Source organism: Candidatus Edwardsbacteria bacterium RifOxyA12_full_54_48, from assembly GCA_001777915.1.
GTDB lineage: Bacteria > Edwardsbacteria > AC1 > AC1 > EtOH8 > UBA2226.
In genome coordinates this window covers 66,505-88,412 of the sequence record MFFN01000006.1, presented here as the reverse complement: position 1 = coordinate 88,412, position 21,908 = coordinate 66,505, and the positions used below count along the sequence as shown (strand labels likewise).

The 21,908-nt window shown below is 54.2% G+C and carries 19 protein-coding genes; 16 read left to right on the top strand and 3 right to left on the bottom strand.

Annotation, left to right across the window (positions count from 1 at the left end):
- The first annotated feature begins 55 nt into the window (after positions 1 to 55).
- The 16 genes from A2273_00385 to A2273_00310 all read left to right on the top strand — a co-directional run bounded on the left by A2273_00385 (position 56) and on the right by A2273_00310 (position 19,623).
- Entirely contained in the window at positions 56 to 1,099 is a 1,044-nt protein-coding gene (locus tag A2273_00385; protein OGF06705.1) for a hypothetical protein, read from the top strand.
- 37 nt (positions 1,100 to 1,136) lie between these two features.
- Positions 1,137 to 2,237, top strand: a complete 1,101-nt coding sequence (locus A2273_00380; protein ID OGF06704.1) for a hypothetical protein — start codon at positions 1,137 to 1,139, stop codon at positions 2,235 to 2,237.
- Between the two features lie 93 nt (positions 2,238 to 2,330).
- Positions 2,331 to 3,227, top strand: a complete 897-nt coding sequence (locus tag A2273_00375) for a hypothetical protein (GenBank protein OGF06703.1) — start codon at positions 2,331 to 2,333, stop codon at positions 3,225 to 3,227.
- 223 nt (positions 3,228 to 3,450) lie between these two features.
- On the top strand, positions 3,451 to 4,125 hold the full coding sequence (locus tag A2273_00370; protein ID OGF06702.1) for a hypothetical protein: 675 nt from the start codon (positions 3,451 to 3,453) through the stop codon (positions 4,123 to 4,125).
- A gap of 45 nt (positions 4,126 to 4,170) precedes the next feature.
- Complete coding sequence (locus A2273_00365; GenBank protein ID OGF06701.1) at positions 4,171 to 4,605, top strand: hypothetical protein; 435 nt, start codon at positions 4,171 to 4,173, stop codon at positions 4,603 to 4,605.
- Positions 4,606 to 4,642: 37 nt separating this feature from the next.
- The gene (locus A2273_00360) at positions 4,643 to 5,773 is read left to right on the top strand and encodes a hypothetical protein (GenBank protein OGF06700.1); all 1,131 of its coding nucleotides are present in this window, start codon (positions 4,643 to 4,645) and stop codon (positions 5,771 to 5,773) included.
- A 138-nt stretch (positions 5,774 to 5,911) separates the two neighbouring features.
- Positions 5,912 to 6,892, top strand: coding sequence for a hypothetical protein (locus tag A2273_00355; protein ID OGF06699.1), 981 nt, complete (start codon positions 5,912 to 5,914; stop codon positions 6,890 to 6,892).
- A gap of 64 nt (positions 6,893 to 6,956) precedes the next feature.
- Positions 6,957 to 7,646: a hypothetical protein gene (locus A2273_00350; protein ID OGF06698.1), complete on the top strand. Its 690-nt coding sequence runs from the start codon at positions 6,957 to 6,959 to the stop codon at positions 7,644 to 7,646.
- A 36-nt stretch (positions 7,647 to 7,682) separates the two neighbouring features.
- On the top strand, positions 7,683 to 8,111 hold the full coding sequence (locus A2273_00345) for a hypothetical protein (protein ID OGF06697.1): 429 nt from the start codon (positions 7,683 to 7,685) through the stop codon (positions 8,109 to 8,111).
- Positions 8,112 to 9,440: 1,329 nt separating this feature from the next.
- On the top strand, positions 9,441 to 10,595 hold the full coding sequence (locus A2273_00340; protein ID OGF06948.1) for a two-component sensor histidine kinase: 1,155 nt from the start codon (positions 9,441 to 9,443) through the stop codon (positions 10,593 to 10,595).
- Between the two features lie 421 nt (positions 10,596 to 11,016).
- Positions 11,017 to 11,319, top strand: coding sequence for a hypothetical protein (locus tag A2273_00335; protein OGF06947.1), 303 nt, complete (start codon positions 11,017 to 11,019; stop codon positions 11,317 to 11,319).
- A gap of 44 nt (positions 11,320 to 11,363) precedes the next feature.
- Positions 11,364 to 12,479, top strand: a complete 1,116-nt coding sequence (locus A2273_00330; GenBank protein OGF06696.1) for a hypothetical protein — start codon at positions 11,364 to 11,366, stop codon at positions 12,477 to 12,479.
- A 116-nt stretch (positions 12,480 to 12,595) separates the two neighbouring features.
- On the top strand, positions 12,596 to 13,678 hold the full coding sequence (locus tag A2273_00325; GenBank protein OGF06695.1) for a two-component system response regulator: 1,083 nt from the start codon (positions 12,596 to 12,598) through the stop codon (positions 13,676 to 13,678).
- A 291-nt stretch (positions 13,679 to 13,969) separates the two neighbouring features.
- On the top strand, positions 13,970 to 14,689 hold the full coding sequence (locus tag A2273_00320; GenBank protein ID OGF06694.1) for a hypothetical protein: 720 nt from the start codon (positions 13,970 to 13,972) through the stop codon (positions 14,687 to 14,689).
- A 12-nt stretch (positions 14,690 to 14,701) separates the two neighbouring features.
- Positions 14,702 to 18,208 carry a hypothetical protein gene (locus A2273_00315; protein OGF06693.1) on the top strand — a complete coding sequence of 1,169 codons (3,507 nt, stop codon included), beginning with the start codon at positions 14,702 to 14,704 and terminating at the stop codon, positions 18,206 to 18,208.
- An 83-nt stretch (positions 18,209 to 18,291) separates the two neighbouring features.
- The gene (locus A2273_00310) at positions 18,292 to 19,623 is read left to right on the top strand and encodes a phosphate starvation-inducible protein PhoH (protein ID OGF06692.1); all 1,332 of its coding nucleotides are present in this window, start codon (positions 18,292 to 18,294) and stop codon (positions 19,621 to 19,623) included.
- A gap of 110 nt (positions 19,624 to 19,733) precedes the next feature.
- Here A2273_00310 and A2273_00305 read toward each other — a convergent pair whose 3' ends face one another.
- The 3 genes from A2273_00305 to A2273_00295 form a co-directional block, all read right to left on the bottom strand.
- Positions 19,734 to 20,135 carry a hypothetical protein gene (locus A2273_00305; protein OGF06691.1) on the bottom strand — a complete coding sequence of 134 codons (402 nt, stop codon included), beginning with the start codon at positions 20,133 to 20,135 and terminating at the stop codon, positions 19,734 to 19,736.
- Between the two features lie 47 nt (positions 20,136 to 20,182).
- On the bottom strand, positions 20,183 to 20,500 hold the full coding sequence (locus A2273_00300) for a hypothetical protein (GenBank protein OGF06690.1): 318 nt from the start codon (positions 20,498 to 20,500) through the stop codon (positions 20,183 to 20,185).
- A gap of 219 nt (positions 20,501 to 20,719) precedes the next feature.
- Entirely contained in the window at positions 20,720 to 21,907 is a 1,188-nt protein-coding gene (locus A2273_00295; protein OGF06689.1) for a hypothetical protein, read from the bottom strand.
- Between the last annotated feature and the right edge of the window lies 1 nt (position 21,908).

The following is a 21,908-nucleotide window of genomic DNA, read 5'->3' as shown; positions in this document are numbered from 1 at the left end:
AAATAAGTGCTGAATAGTAATGCTGGGAAAACCCTAAAGAGTTATTGGTTAATAAATGAATAGTCTTATGAAACGCACGGCCAAGGCTCCAGCGCTTTTGATGTTGGCCAGTTTTACGATCGTGGTGGCGGGAATGAAGGCGGCCAGTTCGTTGTTGGTGCCCCTTTTCCTGGCGCTGTTCATCGCCGTCATTTGCACGCCGCCGTTGTACTGGATCCGCAGCAAGGGCGTGCCGAAGGTTTTGGCCCTGGCCATCATTCTGGCGGTGATACTGATCGGCGGAGCATTCTTTGTATTGCTGATAGGTCCCTCGCTTAATCAATTTATGAGCAACCTTCCAGGCTACCTGGAACGATTGTCCGCTAACAGTGCCGCATTTTCAAGCTGGCTGCAGGACAAAGGCGTCAACATACCCCAGGATGGAGCAGCCGGCGCTTTAAATCCGGGATGGGTAATGAGCCTGGCCGGGGAGGTGTTTTCAACCCTGAGCCGCATTATCGCCAATGCGATATTGATCCTACTGACGGTGGTGTTCATTCTGCTGGAAGTATCGGAATTGCCCCAAAAAATGAGGGCGGTTTACAAGAATCCCGAGACGTCTTTGTCAGTCATTGCAAAATTCATCAAGAGTGCCAAGCGCTATCTGGTAATTCAAACCCTGATCAGCGCCGCCGGAGGCCTGCTGATCTGTCTTTGGCTTTTGGTCCTCGGTGTCCCGTATCCGCTGCTCTGGGGAACGCTGGCATTTATCCTGAACTTTGTGCCCAATATCGGCTCCATCTTCGCGGCCATACCGGTCATCCTTCTGGCGCTGGTCCAGTTGGGTTTAGGTTCTGCCCTGCTGACAGCCCTGGGCTTTATGGTGGTCTACATGCTTCTGGGCAACTTCCTGCAACCCAAACTGTTGGGTAAAGGCCTGAGCCTATCAACTCTGGTGGTCTTCCTTTCGATGGTATTCTGGGGATGGATCCTGGGACCGGTGGGCATGCTGCTCTCGGTGCCCATGACCAGCTTGGTCAAGATCTTTCTGGAAAGCCACGAAGAAACCCGGGGATTGGCCGTCATGCTGGGTTCCGGCACCGGGATAGAACAGATATGAAGACGGCGATGGATTATAGGACAATAACAGGAGGAAATTGAAATTGGACTCGGTTAACGCGCTGATAAGAAAACACTGGCAGCTGACAGTGTTCGTACTGGGACTGATCTTCGTTATCCTGTTGATCTGGGGTTTACGAAGCGTCCTGTTGCCATTTATGGTAGGCGGCCTTCTGGCCTACCTGATCTTGCCGGTCATCCGGTGGGTGGAGAAACGTCTCCCCGGCGCTGGCCGGAAACCGAAGTTGCAGCAATTTAAAAGAATTTCTCTTATAACGGTGGCATATATCCTATCCCTGGCTTTCATCGGTCTGGTACTATTCTATATCATCACCATCGGAGGGAAAGCCCTGGGAGCCCTGACCCATGATGCTTCCCAGACCATCCCCAACGGATTGAATACGATAAAACAATGGCTTAGATCCATCCCCATGCTGTCAGATCCGCTGATCCAGGAGGCCATCGATGTTTATATGGCCAAAGCCGGAGACGCGCTGCCGGAGCTGCTGAAGGACTTTCTGACCCGGGGGTTGAAAATGTTCCAGACCTCACTGGGGATGATCATGGGGTTTGCCAGCCTGCCAATATTTTTGTTCTTCATCCTTAAAGACTGGAGCAGACTGCGCGACAAATTTTATGCGGGGCTGCCGGGGTGGGCGCGGATCCATACCAAAAACATAATCGTCATTCTCAACAAGGTGGTGGGACGCTATATCATCGGGCAGTTGTTGCTGGGGCTGGCGGTGGGCCTTTGTGCCTATGCGTTGCTGAGTATTTTGAGAATAGATTATGCCCTGCCGTTGGCCGTCTTTGCGGGGCTTACCGAAATGGTGCCCCAGCTTGGTCCATGGATGGGCGGCGGCCTGGGCGTTCTGGTGACGCTGGCCACGGCTCCGGAAAAGGTGTTCTGGGTGGCTTTGGGATATTTGGCGATCCAATTGTTCGAGAACAACCTGCTGGTGCCCAGGATCCAGGGCCGGCAAATGGAGATCCATCCGGCGTTGGTATTGGTGCTTTGTGTTCTAGGAGCACATTTCGGCGGAATCCTGGGGATCATCATGATCCTGCCGCTTACCATGTCGGTCATAAAGATATACCAATACTTGAGGGACAGCACGCTTGAAGGGAGCATCAGTTAGGATCGATAAACCCCGGTATGGTCAGCAAATATATCGAGGGGCCTTCACGGGCACTGATTAAGGTGATGAGCGGAAGGAAAATGGAACAAGGGAATGGTAAATCAAATAAAAAGATTATCCGTCAGGCTGCTGAAGACAAAAGACCGCCTGCTGAAAATACCTGTCCTGCATTTGATCTTGCTGACCGCCAAGGGATTAGACGCCCATGATGCCACCCAAAGAGCCGCCGGCGTGGCCTATTATGCAATTTTATCCACCTTTCCGCTGCTGCTGGGACTGATTGCTGTATTTGGTTTTTTCCTGCCTTCACTAAACCTGCAAGAGGAACTGCTGCATTTTGTGGGCAAAAATCTGCCCGGTGCCACCGATTTTTTGAAGCAAAATATTGTAAGTGTGGTAAAACTACGGGGTCCGGTGGGGGTGGTAAGCATCTTTCTTCTGTTTTGGGGTGCTAGCGGGATGTTCGGCGCGATAAACCAGGCTATCAATCGGGCCTGGGATAACCGCCGCGGCCGTCGTTTCTATGTCGGGAAAGCACATGCAATGGGCATGGCATTGGGCACCAGCGTCCTTTTTCTTTTCTCACTGGGAGCCAGCGCCCTCATCTCACTAGCGCGTGAAGTATTTGACCTGCCGCCAGCGTTATTGGTAATAGTGGAGGCGGGAAGCCGACTGACGGCATTCCTGCTGTTGTTGGCAGTATTTTTGCTGCTCTATAAGTTCATTCCAAATGTCAAGACATACTGGCGTTATGTTTGGCCCGGGGCGCTTTTGGCCACTGTCCTTTTTGAAATTGCCAAAACTTTGTTTGTGCTCTATCTGGAGAAATATGCCAATTTCCAGCTGATCTACGGCTCCATTGCCTCAATTATTATACTGCTGGTCTGGATATACTGCTCGGCCTTTATAATGATCCTGGGGGCAGAATTCACTTTCCAATACAGCCGTCTGCGCTGTTCGGCGGCAGCGGCCAGCGGCGACGGAAAATAAAGCGAAGGACATGATAAATTCCAAATTAACAATATCGGGGGGTACGCTATGTGAAAACCAATCCTTAAACCATGATCACGGCGGTCATTAGGGGAACCGGGCAGCTTTTCCCCGGAACCATTTGTCCCACCCAGGCTCAGCAGAGACGACCCAAAAGGGGGCAAGCCCTACAAACAGGCGCATAACTTAAACCCAACCATAAACAACAGTTAAAAGAGGTAGTATGAAAATAAAAACGAACATTGTCATGGTTCTGGCTCTCAGTGTCTCCCTCGCAGTGATGTCGGGGTGCGGACTCAGTAACGCGCTGAAAGGCGGGGGTATAGGAGCCGGGGTCGGAGGAGTCGCCGGCGGGATTATCGGAAACCAATACGGAAATACGGCCCTGGGGGCCATCATCGGAGCGGCGGTCGGAGGCACGGCCGGTGCTTTGATCGGCAATGAGATGGACAAAAGGGCCGAGGAGATGAAGCGGGACATGCAGGGAGCAACGATTGAGCGGGTCGGGGAAGGGATCAAGATCACCTTTGATTCGGGCCTTCTTTTCGATGTGGATGAATCGTATTTGCGCTCCCAGGCGAAAACGAACATCGAGAGTTTGGCGAAGATCCTTAATAAATATTCGGACACCAACATTCTCATTGAAGGAGACACCGACAACACCGGAAGTGAAGACTATAACCTGAAATTGTCCGAACGCCGGGCTCAGGCGGTTGCCAACCATCTTATGGGTCAGGCTGTTCCCGGCTCCAGGATATCTACGGTAGGAATGGGTGAGTCTAATCCCATCGCGTCGAATGATACGGAATATGGCCGTCAACAAAACCGGCGGGTGGAAGTCGCCATATTTGCCAATGACAAATTAAAGAACGCCGCCGAGAACGGAACCCTTAACTAGCTCCTCCCCGAGCTAAAACCATTAAATAATCAAGGAGAAACTGCCATGAAGACAAGAACCATCCTCGGAACAATCGCCGCCCTGTTGGTCCTGGGGCAAACAGGTTATGCAGCGGCAAATGACGGCATTCTCAAGTATTTTAACAACACCGCCTGCAACGTGAAAGCAACCGGCGACCCGGTGCAAAAGCGCGAAATACTGAACAATTCACTGCAAAACATGACCATGGTATTGGACCGGGTCCAAAGCTTGCCCCTGGTCTCAAAAGATGACCGGGCCGGCATCAATCAGCTCAAAACAACCCTGCAGGAGAAACAAAACGAGCTAGTGGGCACCAATGGCTATGATCGGGTGGCGGATGCCCAACTGGACGACTTCTCCGATTATGTGGTTCAGGATATGGAGCAAGCCCCCGAAACGATAACCATCAGCGTGGTCACGCTGCTCTTGATCGTTCTCATTTTGGTCCTTCTCTTTTAGTGGGCCCGGCATCGAGCTGATATTCACAAGGATAGTCATGCAAAATTCATACAACCTGACCTTTACGAGCGCCACGCGGCCATTCCAGATGCTGCTCAAGTGCGCCGGCTGCGTGGTGTTCGGATTGTTCCTTATCTCCTGCAGTTCTATCCCTTCCGCCCGGCGGGAAATAACCATGTCAGATGAGACCCCCCAGCCAATAAGATACTCGATGATCTTCATTATCCACGGCGACGGGGACTACCTGTATCACGATGCCGGCGGCCAGGCCCACCTGGCCGATAAGGCGGCCCTGGCTGGGGCAATAGAGGTGGCGGAACAGAACAGGCGGGCGGAGGTGTTTATCTTTCATCAAAAACCCAGGCGGCATGCCTGGCTCTTTTTCCCCCGCCATGACGGCACCTGCTACCACTACCGGGAGGGACGGCTTCTGGCCAAGGAATCGTATTGGCGAAACCGGGGAAAGACCCGCTTCCAGCCGGAAGTAGAGCTATATAGCCGGTACCATCAGGGGGCATCTCCTCCGGAAGCAAAGTTGTTGCTATACTTCGGCCACCAGATACCGGAATTCGGGGGGGCCGGATATGATGCCTCCTCCCCGGGCCGGGTGTTCACCATAGACGATTTTGCCGGGGGATTGAAGCAGATCAAGAGTGATTCAGTTAAATTAGATCTGATCGTCCTGTCCACTTGCTACAACGGCACTCCGTACACCGTTGCTGCGCTGGCGCCATATGCCCGTTACATCATCGCTTCTCCCGGAAATCTGCACCGCTCCTATTTTGACCTGCAGCGGCTTGAAAATTTGGACCGGGAATTGCAAGACGGAGATATGGCTGCTTTGGCCAAAAACTTCGCCCGGCAAGCATTTGACAAGCTGACAGAAGATATCCAGACAGCGGTCACTGTTGCGGTATACGATGTGGACAGTGTCCGGGGATACCTGAACTCTGTCGGAAGCGCCTATGAACAAACTTTGACCGCCTTGAGTGGAAAGAAACCGGGATCAGTTGAACACTTGGACTGCGCCGAAGATCCCGCCTATGCCAGACCCGGAATGAGCGAGGGGGTGGATATATTCTACCGCCCGCCGCGCTTTGGTCGTTTGAAAAACAAACAGAGCCATTCCGGATGGGGATGTTGGAGTCTGCCGAGGCAATCTCCGTAGCCTGCCCCGGCCGCAATTCTGCTGGCGCACAAGTTGTTTGATCGTCAGCATCACCCGATGAAAACCCGGGGGCATTCTGCCAATAAAACATTCCGCAATAAAGACGGCCGCTGGCTGCCATAGCTATAGGGGGAAAGGGTGAAAGCCAAACTGATTTTCAATCCAGCTTCCGGCAATCCAAAGGAATCCGCAGCGCAACTGGTGGACTTGCTGTGTCTTTTGCAGAAACAGCAGATCCAGGCGGAAGTGGTTGTGGTACAGCCGAAACAGGATTTACGGTTATTGGCCCGCAGTACTGTCCGGGCCGGGGTAAAAATGGTGATCGTTTCCGGCGGCGACGGCACGATTGAAAATATAGCGCTGGGACTGGTCGGCAGCCGGACCACCCTGGGTATCATACCGACCGGCACCCGCAACAATCTGGCCCGCAGCCTCGGCATCCCGGTCGATAACCTTGCCGCCGCCGCCGCGCTGCTGCGGAAAGGGCGTCAGATCAAGATCGACGTGGGCCAGGTGCGCCAGCGCAAAAAAAACCGTCCATTTTTGGAAGCGGCCGCCATCGGCCTGCCCTCGGCCCTATATCCGGCTTCCGACGACATTCAGCACGGCGAACTAGGCAAGATCGCCGGGTTCATCTCGACCCTGGTTAAGGCGCAACCCTCGGAGATCCGATTGCAGGTTGGCAGCAGTCGAAAATATGTTGTTGCCCAGGCACACGTAGTGATCGTCGCCAACATGCCGTATATGGGGGCGAATTATCAGGTTGCTCCGGACGTGATATTCGACGACCACTATCTGGATGTGTTCGTCTATTCCGATCTGAGCAAACGCGACCTGATCGGCCAAATGATGCAGCCGTCGAACGCCGCACCCGACAACCGGATCCAGCGCTTTCGGACAAAAAAGATCACGATCAGGACCAAACCGGCCATGCCGGTCATGGCAGACGGGGTCTCACTCGGCGACGGCTCTGTGACCATAATGCTGCATCCCCAGCGTCTGGTGGTGATGGCGGGGCCCAAGGCATTGTGGCGCCGCCGCCGGTCCCGGCAGCGATTGGCCAGGGAGCAACGTGAAAAAGCAGCCGATGATCGCCAGGGGATGTCCCATGGCCAGTGACCGCAAAGAGGTACTATTGCCGCCAGAGTCGAACGTTGCCCGTCTTTGGTCCGCCCGGCGGAGGGTGATACTGCTGACAGGCCTGGCGGCCGGCCTGATCCTGTTCTTCCTCTGGCTGCCGAATGGGGCCCGGGCGGCAATGTTCACGGCGCTGCGGGCCAACCGGACGATGGTCACCATGCTGGTTGTTTTCTCGCTGATCACCGTATCCCTGTTGTGGTCGGCCGGGCGTAGTCTGGATACTAGAATATTCCTGCTTTTTAACCTCAGGGGCAGCCATCCAAAGTGGCTGGATCGGGCCATGTGGCTGGCGACCCAGGCAGGCAATATGATAACAGCAGTTATCCTGGCGGTCATATTCTTCATAATTAAATACCGCCGCCTGACGGTGGAGATCATTCTGGGCACGCTTACCCTGTGGCTGCTGGTGGAGGTCATCAAGGCGCTGACGGACCGGGCCCGCCCGTTCATGGACCATGAGAAGGCCAGGGTCATCGGCTGGCGGGAACGGGGCCGGTCCTTTCCCAGCGGACATACCGCCCAGACATTTTTTCTGGCGATGTTGATCAGCCACTGGTTCCACCCGGGAATTTGGGGAACAGCAGCCCTGTACGCCGCCGCCGGGCTGGTCGGGTTCACCCGGATGTATGTAGGAGCCCACTATCCGCGCGATGTCCTCGGCGGCGCGGTGCTGGGTTCGGTCTGGGGGATACTGGTCAGGTTGGTGGATCCCTATTGGTTCGGCAGGTTCTGACGCCGCCCAGGCGGCCAACATGAAAGGAGGCATTCCATGGCCACAAAAATCAAGGTCATAGCTGCCAGGGATTTTCTGGAGGTAACCCCCGATGGCATAATCAACATCGATACCAGCAGGCAACTTCTGATAGCTATAGCCAAGGCGGAGCAATCACCGGCGGATTATGAGCTGCTGGTTGATTTTCGTGACACTCAAAACAATTTATCGGTAATGGATGTGTATCAACTGGCGGCGGAGCTTTACCAGCACGGAGATGCCTTTCACCGGAAAGTGGCGCTTTTGGTTATGCCGGGGGTCAACTTTGACCAGGCCAGTTTTTTTGAGACCTGTGCTCACAACCGGGGATATGCCGTGAATGCGTTTACGGACTATGAGACTGCTTTGCGATGGATTCTCGCGGCGAAAGATCAACCAGACGACGATATTCCTTCTTGCCAGACGAAGGCCAGCGACGGCGAATAGTTGGGCCTGATCCGCAACGCACGGCATAGGGCCTGAATCACAAAGTATATTCGACCACAATGTTCATAAGCCAGCAAGCCAAGTAAATAATAATGCAGTTGCCGTTGCGCATGCCTCGGCCAAGGCATTGCCAATACAAGGAGACAGAAAATGTTCGAAAAAAAATCTGCCACAAAATCCCAGGAATACGCCGAGAGCATCGTCAATACTGTGCGGGAACCCCTGATCACCCTGGATCAGGATCTAAGGGTGATCACCGCCAGCCGGTCCTTTTATGACGTCTTTAAGGTTAATCACGAAGAGACCGTGGGCCAGCTTATCTATGACCTGGGCAACAAGCAATGGGATATTCCCAGGCTGCGGGAATTGCTGGAGACCATCCTTCCCCAAAAAGCAACCTTTGATGACTATGAGGTGGAACACGATTTCCTTGGTATTGGCCGGCGGGTGATGCTTTTAAACGCCCGGAGGATCCCCAATCCTCCGGAAAAGCTCAAAGTAATTCTCCTGGCCATCGAAGATATCACCAAGCGCAGGAGTCTGGAAGAATCATATCTTAGTTTAGCGGCCATTGTCAACACATCGGTTGACGGCATCATTGGAGAAACTTTGCAGGGGGATGTCGTCAGCTGGAATGACGGGGCGGAAAAAATATACGGTTATGCCCAAAAGGAGATGCAGGGTCAGAATATCTCCCTGTTAGCCCCTTCCGGCTACAAAAATGAAATGCTGGACCAATTTAAAAAGCTGCGGGCCGGAGAACCTATCGAAAATCACGAGACAAAACGGGTCCGGAAAGACGGGGTGGTGATAGATGTCTCTTTGACCCTTTCTCCCATCAAGGACAAGGCGGGAAAAATTTGTGGCGTGTCGGCCATTATGCATGACATAACCGAACATAAGAAGATAAAGCAGATGCTGCTGGTCAGTGAGTACGCCGAGAGCATCATCAACACCGTCCGGGAGCCGTTGATCGTTTTAGACCAGGATCTAAGGGTGGTCACCGTCAGCCGCTCCTTCTATGACTTCTTCAAGGTAAAGCCGGAGGAGACCATAGGCCAGCTTATCTATGACCTGGGCAACAAGCAGTGGGATATCCCCAAGCTGCGGGAACTGCTGGAAGATGTCCTGCCCCAAAAGACCGCCTTTGACAACTATGAAGTGGAACACGATTTTGCCACCATCGGCCGGCGCACCATGCTCTTGAACGCCCGGCAGATTGATCGAGTGTTGGGCAAGGAACGGATCATCCTGCTGGCCATCGAGGACATCACCAAACGTAAGGAGGTAGAAGCCGGCCTGGAGAAGACCCGGAAAGAACTGGCGGTCATCAAAAAAACCGCCGACGAAGCCAGCGAATTCGCCGAGAGCGTCATCAACACGGTGCGGGAGCCCCTGATCTCTTTGGATCAAGACCTCAGGGTGGTCACCGTCAGCCGCTCCTTCTATGACTTCTTCAAGGTAATGCCCGAAGAGACCGTGGGCCAGCTGATCTATGACCTGGGCAACAAGCAGTGGGACATCCCCAAGCTGCGGGAATTGCTGGAAACCATCCTGCCCCAAAAGGCCGCTTTTGACAACTATGAGGTGGAGCACGTTTTTTCCACCATCGGCCGGCGGGTAATGCTTTTGAATGCCCGGCAAATCCGAAGAGGCCTGGGCAAGGAAAAGATCATCCTGCTGGCCATTGAGGACATTACCCAGCGTAAGGAGATAGAAGCCGGCCTGGAAAAAGCCCATGAAGAGCTATATGAATTTGCCACCGAGCTAAAACGGGTCGCCCGGATAAAAACTGAATTTTTAGCCAACATGTCGCATGAGCTCAGAACTCCGCTTAACTCCATTATCGGCTTCTCCGAGGTATTATATGACGAGACTTTCGGATCGCTTAATGATAAGCAGAAAACGTATGTTAATAATGTTTTAACCAGCGGAAAGCACCTGCTCCAGCTGATAAATCAGATACTCGACATGTCAAAAGTAGAATCCGGGAAAATGAAGCTGGCGTTATCCAACTTGCCGATGAAAAGCCTGTTGCATGAGATCTCGCTGCTGGTGACGGATTTGGTCAATAAAAATAAACTTCAAATGCTGCTGGAAATAGCCGAAGATCTGCCGAATATTGAGGGGGATGAACTCAAGGTAAAAGAGATAATTTACAATCTGTTTTCAAACGCGATCAAGTTCACCCCCGAGGGCGGCAAACTGGGCTTGCGGGCAAAGAAAGCCGGCCCCGATATAGAAATAGAAGTATGGGATACGGGAATCGGCATCGCTGAGGAAAATATGGAAAAAATATTTGAAGGGTTTTTCCGGGTCGATACCCCGTATTCCCGGGTTACCGAGGGAACCGGGCTGGGCTTGCCGCTTTCTAAAAAACTGGTTGAGTTGCATAAGGGGAAGTTTTTTGTAACATCGGCGGGATTGGGCCAAGGCACTTCGGTTCGGTTCACCCTGCCTATTTTATCCAGGATGGAGGTGTGAGATGAGGATAAAAGCATTGGTGGTTGATGACAATCAAAATAATCTCCTGCTGGAAAGTGACCTTTTGGCCAGCGCCGGTTTTGAAGTGTTTGTAGCCGAGAATGCTTCCAGCGGGGTTGCCATAGCCGAGGGGATAAAGCCGGATATCATTATTATGGATGTGAGGCTTCCGGATATGCGCGGCACGGAAGCTGCCAAGGCATTGCGCCGAAACAAAGAGATCTGTAATGTTCCCATTGTTTTTGTCACCGCTTCTGTACTGGCAGACGATATGGATGAGATAAGAAACATACCCAACAGCGGGTTTATCAGCAAACCCATAAACACCCGCACCTTTGTCAAGGAGGTCCGTCTGCATCTGCGAAAGAAAGCCTTGTTGATAGATGATAATAGAAGCAATGTGGCGTTGGAAAAAGACCTTTTGGAGTTCGCCGGTTTCGAGGTGTTTGCGGCCGATGATGCTTCAAACGGGATCATCCTGGCTAAAAAAGAAAAGCCGGACATCATAATCATGGCTATGCGGCCCCCGGACATGTACGGCTCCGAAGTTGCCCTGCTATTGCGGCAAGACATAGAGACCTACGCCATTCCCATTGTTTTCATGGCGGCCTCTTTAATAGAGGACGGCATGGAAGAGATAAGAAGCATAACCAAAAGCGGTTTTATCAGCATACCGATCAACACCCGCACCTTTGCCCAGGAGGTCCGGCAATTTATCATGTGAGTCATCCGGCATATCGAAAGGCCCAACCAATAAAAGAGAATGAAATGAAAGCTAAACCGGTGATCCTGGTGGTTGATGACCAGCCCCTTAACATTGAGTTGCTGGAAGCATATCTTGTCCCCCATGGTTATGAGATCGTCAAGGCGGCCAGCGGCCAGGAAGCGTTAGAGATAATTTCCAACAGCCGAATCGATCTGATCCTGCTGGATGTGATGATGCCCAGCATGAACGGATTTGAGGTCTGCAGGATATTGAAAAAAAGGGCGGAATATCTACCGGTGATCATGATTACCGCCCTGGGCAGCAGAGATTCACGCCTCAAAGGGATAGAGAGCGGAGCCGACGACTTTTTGTCAAAACCGTTCGATTCAACCGAATTGAAGCTGAAGGTCAGTAATTTAATAAAAATCAAAACCCTTTACGATAAGGTTGAAAACAACTACCGGGAGATCAAAGTGCTGGATGAGATGAAGGACAGCCTGACCTCGTTCATCGTCCATGATCTGCGAAGCCCCCTGGCCGGTATTATGGGTTATTTGGGCTTATTGGCAATGTCAAACAAACTTGAAAAGCAGGATTCAATATATGTGGAAAAGGCAACCCAAAGCGTCATAATGCTGACCGGCATGATAGCAAACCTGCTGGACATGGCAAAGATGGAAAACAATGAAATGGTGATCAACGCTGAAGATCACGAAATGAATGAAGTGCTTTCCTCGGCCATAAAAGTAATGACCCCGATGCTCAACGGAAAGGACATTCAATTGTTCCATGAAAACCCCAAAAAACGCATCATGGTCAAGATTCAAAAGGACCTGGTTGAGCGCATCGTCCAGAACCTGCTGTCAAACGCGATCCGTTATACGCCCAAACTGGGCATCATTATGGTTGAAAGCAGAAGGGACGAAAAATCACCATATGCGGTGGTTTCCGTTTCGGACAGCGGCAGCGGCATTCCCGACGAACACAAACAGAAGGTATTCGATAAATTTGCGACGGTCGAAACGAAGGAAAAACGCATTCGGGGTTCAACCGGACTTGGTCTGACCTTCTGCAAACTTGCGGTGGAGCTTCATGGCGGGAAAATATGGGTGGAAGACCGGAACGGAGGGGGCAGTGTTTTCCGTTTCACGCTCCCGCTTGCCGGCGTTGAAAAATGAGAACCGTAAAAATAACCTATGGGATGCTCCGGCTAAAATGAAATGGCATAATGGCAAAAACCGCTGCGGCTGACCACGGCTGGGGGCCTGTACCGGCAAATACGAAAGAGATGGGGATGAAAAACAAACCGGTGATCCTGGTGGTTGATGACCAACCCCAAAACATTGAGCTGATTGAGGCGCATCTTGTTCCGCAGGGTTATGAAATTATCATGGCGGCCAGCGGGGAAGAGGCGCTGGAAAAACTTTCCGGCAATCAAATCGATCTGATCCTGCTGGACGTGATGATGCCCGGCATGGATGGTTTTGAAGTAACCCGCAGGGTCAGGCAGAATGACAAAACCAGGCTGCTTCCGATAATTCTGGTTACAGCATTGCGGGAAACGGAAGACCGGGTAAAGGGGATCGAAGCTGGTTGTGACGATTTTGTTTCGAAGCCTTTTGACAAGATGGAGCTTTTAGCCCGGGTCCGGTCCCTGCTAAAGGTCAAGGCCTATAACGATTTGATGGGCAATTATCGGGAAGAACTGGAGTCCGAGGTGGCCGGCAGGACCGAGGAACTAAAGCAGGCCCTGAAAAAGATAAAAGATGCCTCGCTGGAGACGATCTACCGGCTGTCCATAGCGGCGGAGTACAAGGACCAGGAAACGGGAGCGCATATCAAGCGCATCAGCCTTTATTCCACGGCCATCGCCCGAAGTTTGAAACTGAGTGAAAGCGAAATTGAAACCATCCTTTACGCAGCGCCCATGCATGATGTCGGGAAAATAGGCATATCCGACCGGATACTGACAAAACCCTCCAAGCTCAACCAGGAAGAATGGGGCATAATGAAGCAGCATACGGTCATAGGAGCCAACATCCTTAAGGGATCGGATGCCGAATTCATAAAGATGGGAGAGACCATCGCGCTGCACCATCATGAAAAGTGGGATGGCAGCGGTTATCCAAACAGCCTAAGGGGCACCGAGATCCCCATCTCCAGCCGGATAGTGGCGGTGGCGGATGTATTTGACGCCCTTACCTCCAAAAGACCCTATAAAGAGCCGCTATCGGTGGAGATATCATTGGCAATTATCAGGGAAGGCAGCGGTGGCTATTTTGATCCGGATGTAGCTGATGCTTTCTTTGCCGTCCAGGATGAGATCCTGGCAATTAAAAAACATTTTGGCGACGATACCATTCCGGCCTCCGGTTGACGCCGGAGCCGGCGGCATAATAGGTTTGGTCCATTAATATCCCGGTAATAAAACCCCGGATTTTTTTATTTTACGGATACCTCACCGGGGATGGCTGGGGAGGCTTTTGGGGCAACTGGAAGGTCAGGCGAAAAATGCTTCCGCTGTCGTGCTGGGGGCCGGAAAAGTTCAGGCAGGGTAGTTTTATCGACTATCCTGTCTTTTTTGTTAAATTTCAGCTTGACTATCAATATTTATTCGGGTATCATACTGGTCATACACAAGTTAATGCCTTAATCGTATGGGGGATCTATGATGAAAATCATGTCAACTTTGCTGACATTGTTGTTGCTTTTATCTCCGATGGCCGCCGAGCTGTGCCGGGCCCAGACCGCCCGCAAGACCACGGTGGCTATTCTGGACCTGGAGCCCAAGGGGGTTCCCGAGACCGAGGTTTCGGCCCTGTCCGACCGCCTGCGCACCGAGCTTTTCCGCACCGGGGTCTTCGATGCCATGGAGCGGGGAAAGATGCAGGACATCCTCAAAGAGCAGGGCTTTCAGCAGTCCGGGGCCTGCAACACCGATGCCTGCGCCATGGAGGTGGGCCAGCTGATCGGGGTGGAGAAGATGGTCTCCGGCAGCCTGGGCAAGGTGGGAAAGACCTATACCGTCAACATCCGGATGATTGACGTCCGCACCGGGCGGATCGAGCGCAGCGTCACCGAGGACTACACCGGGGAGATAGACAGGCTGCTGACCACGGTGATGAAGAACGTGGCCTACACCCTGGCGGCCTCGGTCCAGAGCGACGCCGCCCCCAAGAAACAGGACAAGAAGGTCAATGAACAGGCCCTCAAGTCCGATTCCGGCTCCGGCAAAAAGCCCATCTACGCCAAGTGGTGGTTCTGGGGCGGCATCGGCGCAGTGGCGGCCGGCACCGCCGCGGCCCTGGCGGGAGGCTCCTCCGACACCGGCGAGGAACCACCGCCCACCACGGACACAACCATTCCAGCCCCGCCAACCAGGCCTTAAGGAGTGAAGAAGATGAAAAAAATAATATATATACTGATCTTATCGGTCATGGCGCTGCCGGCAATGGCCGGCTATTACCAGATGGTGGACCATCTGCCAAACATTGGCGGGGTGGATGACGCCGCCGTCAGCTTTTATCGCGATGCCTCGGTCAGCAAGGACGGCATCGCGGTGATCGGAGGGACCATGCCGGGCGGGGCCACCAATATGGCCTCCCATTATACCCTGGACAATAGTTGGACCGGGTTGTCATTGCTTCCCTTCAGCCTGATCGGCGCCGCGGCGACCAGCGTGGGGGATACCGTATATTGCCACGGCGGCTGGGATAGCGACGGGATGCGGATCAGCAACCGGCTTATGAAGTTCGCCCGGTATATCTACGACTGGGATACTTTAGCCGGCTATTCCCTGACCCCCAGGATGAACCATGGCCTGGTGCGGATGTACGGGCAGTACCTCTATGCGGTGGGCGGCAGCCTGGGGGCATCGGCCGATTCTACCGTGGAGCGTCTCGACATCTACGGTGGTCCGCCGATCTACGTCAAAGCCATGCCCCAGGGCCGCAGGAACGCGGTGGTGGCCGGGGCAACGGGGGGCGACGGAAATTCCCATATCTACGTGATCGGAGGCCTGAGCCATACCGGGGCTTTGCTGAACTCGGTGATCGAATACGATAGCAGCGGTTATCCCGGCACCTGGACAGTTAAGACCAGCATGCCCGGGCCGGCCCGCTGGCAGGCGGCCGGGGCGGTGGTCAACAACAAGATATTCGTGATGGGCGGGATCGTGGACCTGTCGGGCACCGTCACCCGCCGGGTGGATATCTATGACCCCCAAGCCAATGTCTGGACTTTGGGCGATTCACTGCCCGAGCCGTTGTGCCGGGCCGGGGCGGCCGGGTATGGCAACGTAATATATATAATGGGCGGATTCAACGCCAATACCAGCCAGCAAAGCGACAGCGTCTGGGCTTATCACCCGTTTGCCCCCAATCCGCCGCCGCTGGCCAACCCGCCCCAGGACGCTTTAGTCAACAATCAGATTCAGGATTTTTACTGGCACCCGGTGGCTGGCATCGGCTACATGATACAGGTCACGGATGATTCCACTTTCAGCACCATATCGGTGGTCAACAGTTATGCGGCCGATACATCCACAATGGGGTTAAGCCCCTATCTTACTCCGGAAGGAAAATTCTACTGGCGGGTAAAGGTTTACGTACCATCCGACAGCTCCAACTGGTCGCCGGTGCGAAGGCTGACCCTGGATATGACCCCGCCCGATGCTCCCATACCGTCAACCCCGGCGGATGCTTCCATCCTGAACACCACCAGCGTTAATTTCTCCTGGTTTGCCGTGGACGGCGCCGTGGCTTATAATCTCCAGGTAGACAATATTGACGGATCCTTTACCAGCCCGATAATCAACGATTCCACCATTTCAACCGCCGGAGTAAACATAGACCTGTCGGCCTATGGCGATTATTTCTATTATTGGCGGGTCCGGGCCAGGGACGCGGCCGGCAACTGGTCGGGTTATTACAGCATTCCCACCTTCACCATCGACCAGACTTCCCCCTGGGTGAACTACAACGAGCCCTATGACGGAGAGATATCGGTGGCAGTCGGCCGCGTGATCGTGATCGGATTCTCCGAACCGATAAACTACTCCACAGCTGGTAATTTCGCCTTTACCTGCTCGCCGGATCCCATGGGCTGGTTCGAGTCGTGGAACATAACCGGAGACACCGTTACACTGACCCACAACGATTTTGCCGCCGGACAGTCCGTCAGTTTTACTGTGACCGATGCCAAGGATCTGGCCGGCAACAACCAGGTATCCAGCTATGCCTGGAATTTTAGCACCGAGGACTACGATTATACGCCACCGTCCATAACTTCCGTCAAATGCAGCACCGATCCGCTTTACGCCGGATCTCCATATTCTCCGTTCACCGTCTTCGCCAACGATGACAAAAAAATGGGATCGGTCACGGTATACTGGGGAACGGCCGGCTACAACGGCTATAACTTCTCCCGGGCCTTGAACGAGACCAGCCCAGGGGAGTACCAGACCAGCATCAACGGCAACGAGATAGGCATGGAGGGGGTGCAATACCAGGTGGAAGCGATGGATTCAGCCGGCAACGTCAGCTATTACCCGAACATGGGCGATTATTACATCCATTCGGTTTACATGAACGGCCAGGTTCCCGCCACCCCGTTCACCTATGACAAGTGGCAGATGATCTCCATTCCGGCCTATGCCATCGGCTCGAACATATTCGGACAAATATCCAACCTTCTGGGGCCGTATGACAACACCAAATGGCGTTTGTTCAACTGGAGCGGCTCCGGCTATCATGAGATAACCACCGCCACCACGATCAGCGAATTGGGCAGGGCCTACTGGCTTAATCGCAGGGTCGGACCCAGTAACATCACCTTCCCGGGGGCAATTTCCAGCTACGGTGATTTCAACCAGTCCAAACCCTGCAGCTTGGACCTGTATACCGGCTGGAACGACCTGGGGACGCCGTTCATGTTCGATATTAACTGGGACAACGTATATCTTGAGGGTTTCTCTCTTCCCACGTATTCTGGCAGTATAGCTGGGCCTTATTATTATGATGGGATTCGCTGGCTGCTGCCGACCGAGGTCACCGCCAATATGAGTTTTGCCAGCTTCCAGGGGTTCAGTTTCAAGAATGACCTCGGATCTCCTACTTATCTGGAGATATATCCCACCTCGGCCAAAAAGAAGGACGGCAAGACGGCGGTGGTAAAGTCTCCCGATGGCTGGCAGGCTTTGGTGGTGGTGGAGAACCAGGGTGGATCGGATCATAATTATTTCGGCCTCAGCGCGGATGCTTCAATTGAACGCGATCAATATGATTACCCCGAGCCGCCCTCCGGGCTGACCGGGACCTCCGGCTACTTCCGGCTGGCCGACGACCAGTTCTGCACCGACATCCGACCCGAGATAGGCGAGGGGCAGGTCTGGAACTTCGCGGTGGAGTGCAACGGGCAGACCAAATTGGCCGTAAACCTGCCGGCCGAGTTCCCGGCGGGAATGGAATGTTTTCTGGCCGACCTGACCCGGCAGGTCTCGGTGAACATCGCCGGCGAAAAGGTCTACAGTTTTATACCGGAATCCAGCGAGCAGACCAGGGAGTTCCGGATCATCGTCGGCAGCGGTGAATACGCCAAACAGGTGCTGGGCAAGACCTTCTCGGTGCCCACCGCCACGGTGCTGGGCCAGAACCTGCCCAATCCCTTCTCCGGCCGGACCTCTATCAGCTACCAGCTGGCGGCCGAAGGGAGGGTGAAAATGTCGGTCTACAACGTGGCCGGGCAGCTGGTCAGGACCCTTTTGGATGAGCACCAGATGACCGGGCGCTACAGCGTGGCCTGGGACGGAAGGGACCAGGCCGGGCGCCAGGTCTCGGCCGGGCTGTATTTCTACCAGCTGCAGGCTCCCAACCGGACCGAAACCAGAAGGATGGCATTGGTCAGATAAAAACAAAAAGCCGAGATCATAAAGATCTCGGCTTTTATATTGGTCCTCAAAACTAAAACCATTAACGCCAAAACAGGACGATCATGAAAGCAGTCAAGAAGAAGCTGTTCGTGCTGGACACCAACGTGATCCTGTACGATCACACCTGTATCAATCATTTTGAGGAACATGACATCGTCATCCCCATCGTGGTGCTGGAGGAGCTGGACAAGTTCAAGAAGGGCAGCGACCTGATAAATTTCGAGGCCCGGGAGTTCATCCGGGAACTGGACAAACTGGCCGGGGACCAGTTATTCACCAAGGGCGTTTCTCTGGGAAAAGGGAAAGGGAGGCTTTACGTGGAGGTGGAGGATCCCCACTCGGAGCTGATATATCACGCTTTTGCCGCCAACAAGGCCGACCATCGGATCCTGGCTCTGGCCGATCAGTTCTGCAAGACCTTAAAGGGCCGCCCGGTGATCATCGTCAGCAAGGATATCAATCTGCGGATGAAGGCCAAATCCCTGGGCATCCCGGCCGAGGATTACGAGACCGGCAAGATCCAGCATGTGGACAAGCTGTATGCCGGGGCCCAGGTGATGGAGGACCTGGAGAAGTCCATCATCAACAAATTCTACGAGGAGCCCTACAGCGTGGCCCTGGACATCCTGCCCAAAATGTCCCCGCCGTCCCCCAACCAGTATTTCATCTTCAAGAATAACAGCTCCAGCGTGCTATGCCGCTTCAATGCCGAGAAAAAGGCCATGGAACGGGTGGTCAAGCGCCAGGCCTACGGCATAGAGCCCCGCAATGCCGAGCAGACCATCACCCTGGACGCCCTGATGCAGCCGGAGATCCAGCTGGTGGCCATCACCGGGAAGGCCGGCACCGGCAAGACCCTGCTGGCCCTGGCGGCGGCCCTGGAGCAGCGGCGGCAGTTCCACCAGATCTACCTGGCCCGGCCGGTGGTGCCCCTGGCCAACCGGGACATCGGCTTCCTGCCGGGGGACATCAAGTCCAAGATCGATCCCTACATGGAGCCGCTGTGGGACAACCTGGCGGTTATCAAGCACCGTTTCTCGCCGGAGAGCAAGGAACACAACAAGATCAACGACATGATCCAGAACGAGAAGCTGGTGATCTCGGCCCTGGCCTTCATCCGGGGCCGCAGCCTGTCCAACATCTTCTTCATCGTGGACGAGGCCCAGAACCTGACGCCGCTGGAGGTCAAGACCATCATCACCCGGGCGGGGGAGGGGGCCAAGATAATCTTCACCGGGGACATCTATCAGATCGATTCGCCCTACCTGGACAGCCAGTCCAACGGGCTGACCTACCTGGTGGACCGGATGAAGGGACAGCAGGTCTTTGCCCACGTCAACCTGCTCAAGGGGGAGCGGAGCCACCTGGCCGAGCTGGCCAGCGACCTGCTGTGAGGTTAATGGAACGCGGATATTCATGATCAAGACTGATCCCCGCAGATCATTCCCTGGGTACGGTATGCTCAAAGCCCCGCCGTTTGGCGGGGCTTTGTTTTTCCGGCCGGTCAATCTATGTACACCTCGACCCTTTGACCGTCCTGGTCGTCCTCTACGTTGACCAATTGGTAGCGGCCGTTCACCGCCAGCTCATCGAACAACTGCTCGATGTTCTCCAGACTTTCGGCGTCCAGTTTGATGCCCTTGGCCTCCATCTGGGCCTTGGCCTCCTCCGGCATCATCACCGAAAATTTTCCGCCCAGCTTGCCGGCTATCTTCAAAATGCTCAGCGGCACGGTCACCCGGACCTTGGGCTTTTCGGAATCCTTGTCGAACACCCGGACCTTGAGCCAGTGGGCCTTGCCCTGGGAGGCAGGGGAGTCCATGGCTGACAGCAGTTTGGCGGCCTCCTCGGCGGTGATCTTCTTATCTTCGACCATCTTGAGGATCCGTAATCTTTCTTCTGACATGTTCCATCCTCCTTGTTGGGGCAATTCATGAATTGCCCTGACATTGTTTACAGGTTTTTGAGCCTCCGGGCGGCTTCTTCGGCGCTCATCTGGCCGTCCTCCACCGCCTTTAATATCTGGGCCCGGGACTGGCTGTCGCCTTCGCTTTGCAGAACGGTGATATGGTCCTTTTTCCCTTTGCGCCAGGCCAGGGTGTCGATGATCTTCATGATGCCCCAGGCGATCAGCAGTATGGGCCAGTCCCGGCTGAAAGAGAACTGGTAGCCGATCACCCCGTAGTTGGAGAGCAGCAGGAAGGCTCCCAGGGCCAGCCAGAACAATCCCCATAACAGTTTGCGGGGCCGGTTCTCGTAAAAACAGAACATTTCTTTCTCCTTGTTTATATTGGTTTAGGTTAACGATTCTATCAGGTCGGAGAGGCCGATCAATATGAACACTGCCGGCCAGTCCCTAGCCAGGGAGAAATGCCAATTTATGCTGCCGTAGTTGGAGAGAAGAACGGCCACTCCGGCCGCCACCCAGAAAAGTCCCCAGAAGATCTTTTTTGCGGTCTTTCTCATTGTTCAATCCTTCATTGTTCAGTTTTAGTTTATCCCGATATCGCCGCTGACCGTCTTGACGGTCAGGTTCCCCTTGCCGTCGCCGATCTTTCCCGATAATGTGCGGCCGCTCTTGCGGGACTCCGTCAGCTCCAGGCCGCAGTCTATGTCCCCGCTGACGGTGCCGGCCTCTATCATTGCCGATGAAACCCTGGCCAGTCCGATGGACACATCGCCGGAGACCGTGGCTATGGCCGACCGGTTGTCTTCGCTTATAAGGCCGTTAAATTGTATGTCCCCGCTGGTACTGTTGATCTTGATCTCGCCCGGCTTCTGGGCTTTTATATCGATATCCCCGCTGACCGTCTGCCCCTGGACATTGCCCGAAAGCGATGCGCTGACATCCCCGCCGACCGTCTGAAAGGCCAGGTCTCCGGAGCAGTCGCTGACATCGATGTCCCCGCTGGCGGTGTTTATTTTCAAGGAGGCCTGGCTGCAGTTGGCGACCGCGATATCCCCGGAGGCCGAGGAAAGAATGTTCTCCCCCTGGCAGCCCGATATCTCAATATCACCGGAGGCGGTGTTCAAACTGGTCCCTTTGTGAAGCTGGCTGACGGTTATCTGTCCGCTGGCCGAGGAGATCTCGGCTTTTATATGGCGGGGCATCTCTATGGTGAAGTCGACCTTGGTTCGGCGTTTTTTGGTCCAGGGGGGGCCGTCCACCTTTATGCGAAGAGTGCCGGAATCATTCTCGGTGGTGATGCCCAGGGACTTCAGTTTTTCCTGGGCCTCATCCTGCTCCTCGGCCCAGACCTGGATGTCGGCCCTGATGCTGATCTGGTCCCCGTCGGTCCCGGTGATCTCGAAATCGCTGCGGGGCTGGGAGACCGACAGGACGGTGACTCCCTGGGCCGGGACGGTGATCACCTTTTTCTCCTGGGCCTTCTCGGAGCCGCGCAGGTCATCCATTTCGATATGAATATCCTTCAATCCCTTCAAACCCTCCTTGACCCCGGCCATGGCCTCGGCCACGATCCTGCCGGGATTTATGTGGTGGATATTGTCGCGCAGGGCGTCCATTTCCTCTTTTAACTGGCTGTGGTCGATGCCGAGGTCACTGAAGGCGTGGCGATGCCGGCTTCCGCCCATGGCCGAAAGCAGGGATTCAGCCTCTTTTGAACTGATCTTGCCATCCTCCAGCATCTTAAGTATTTTGACGGTTTCCTGTGACATC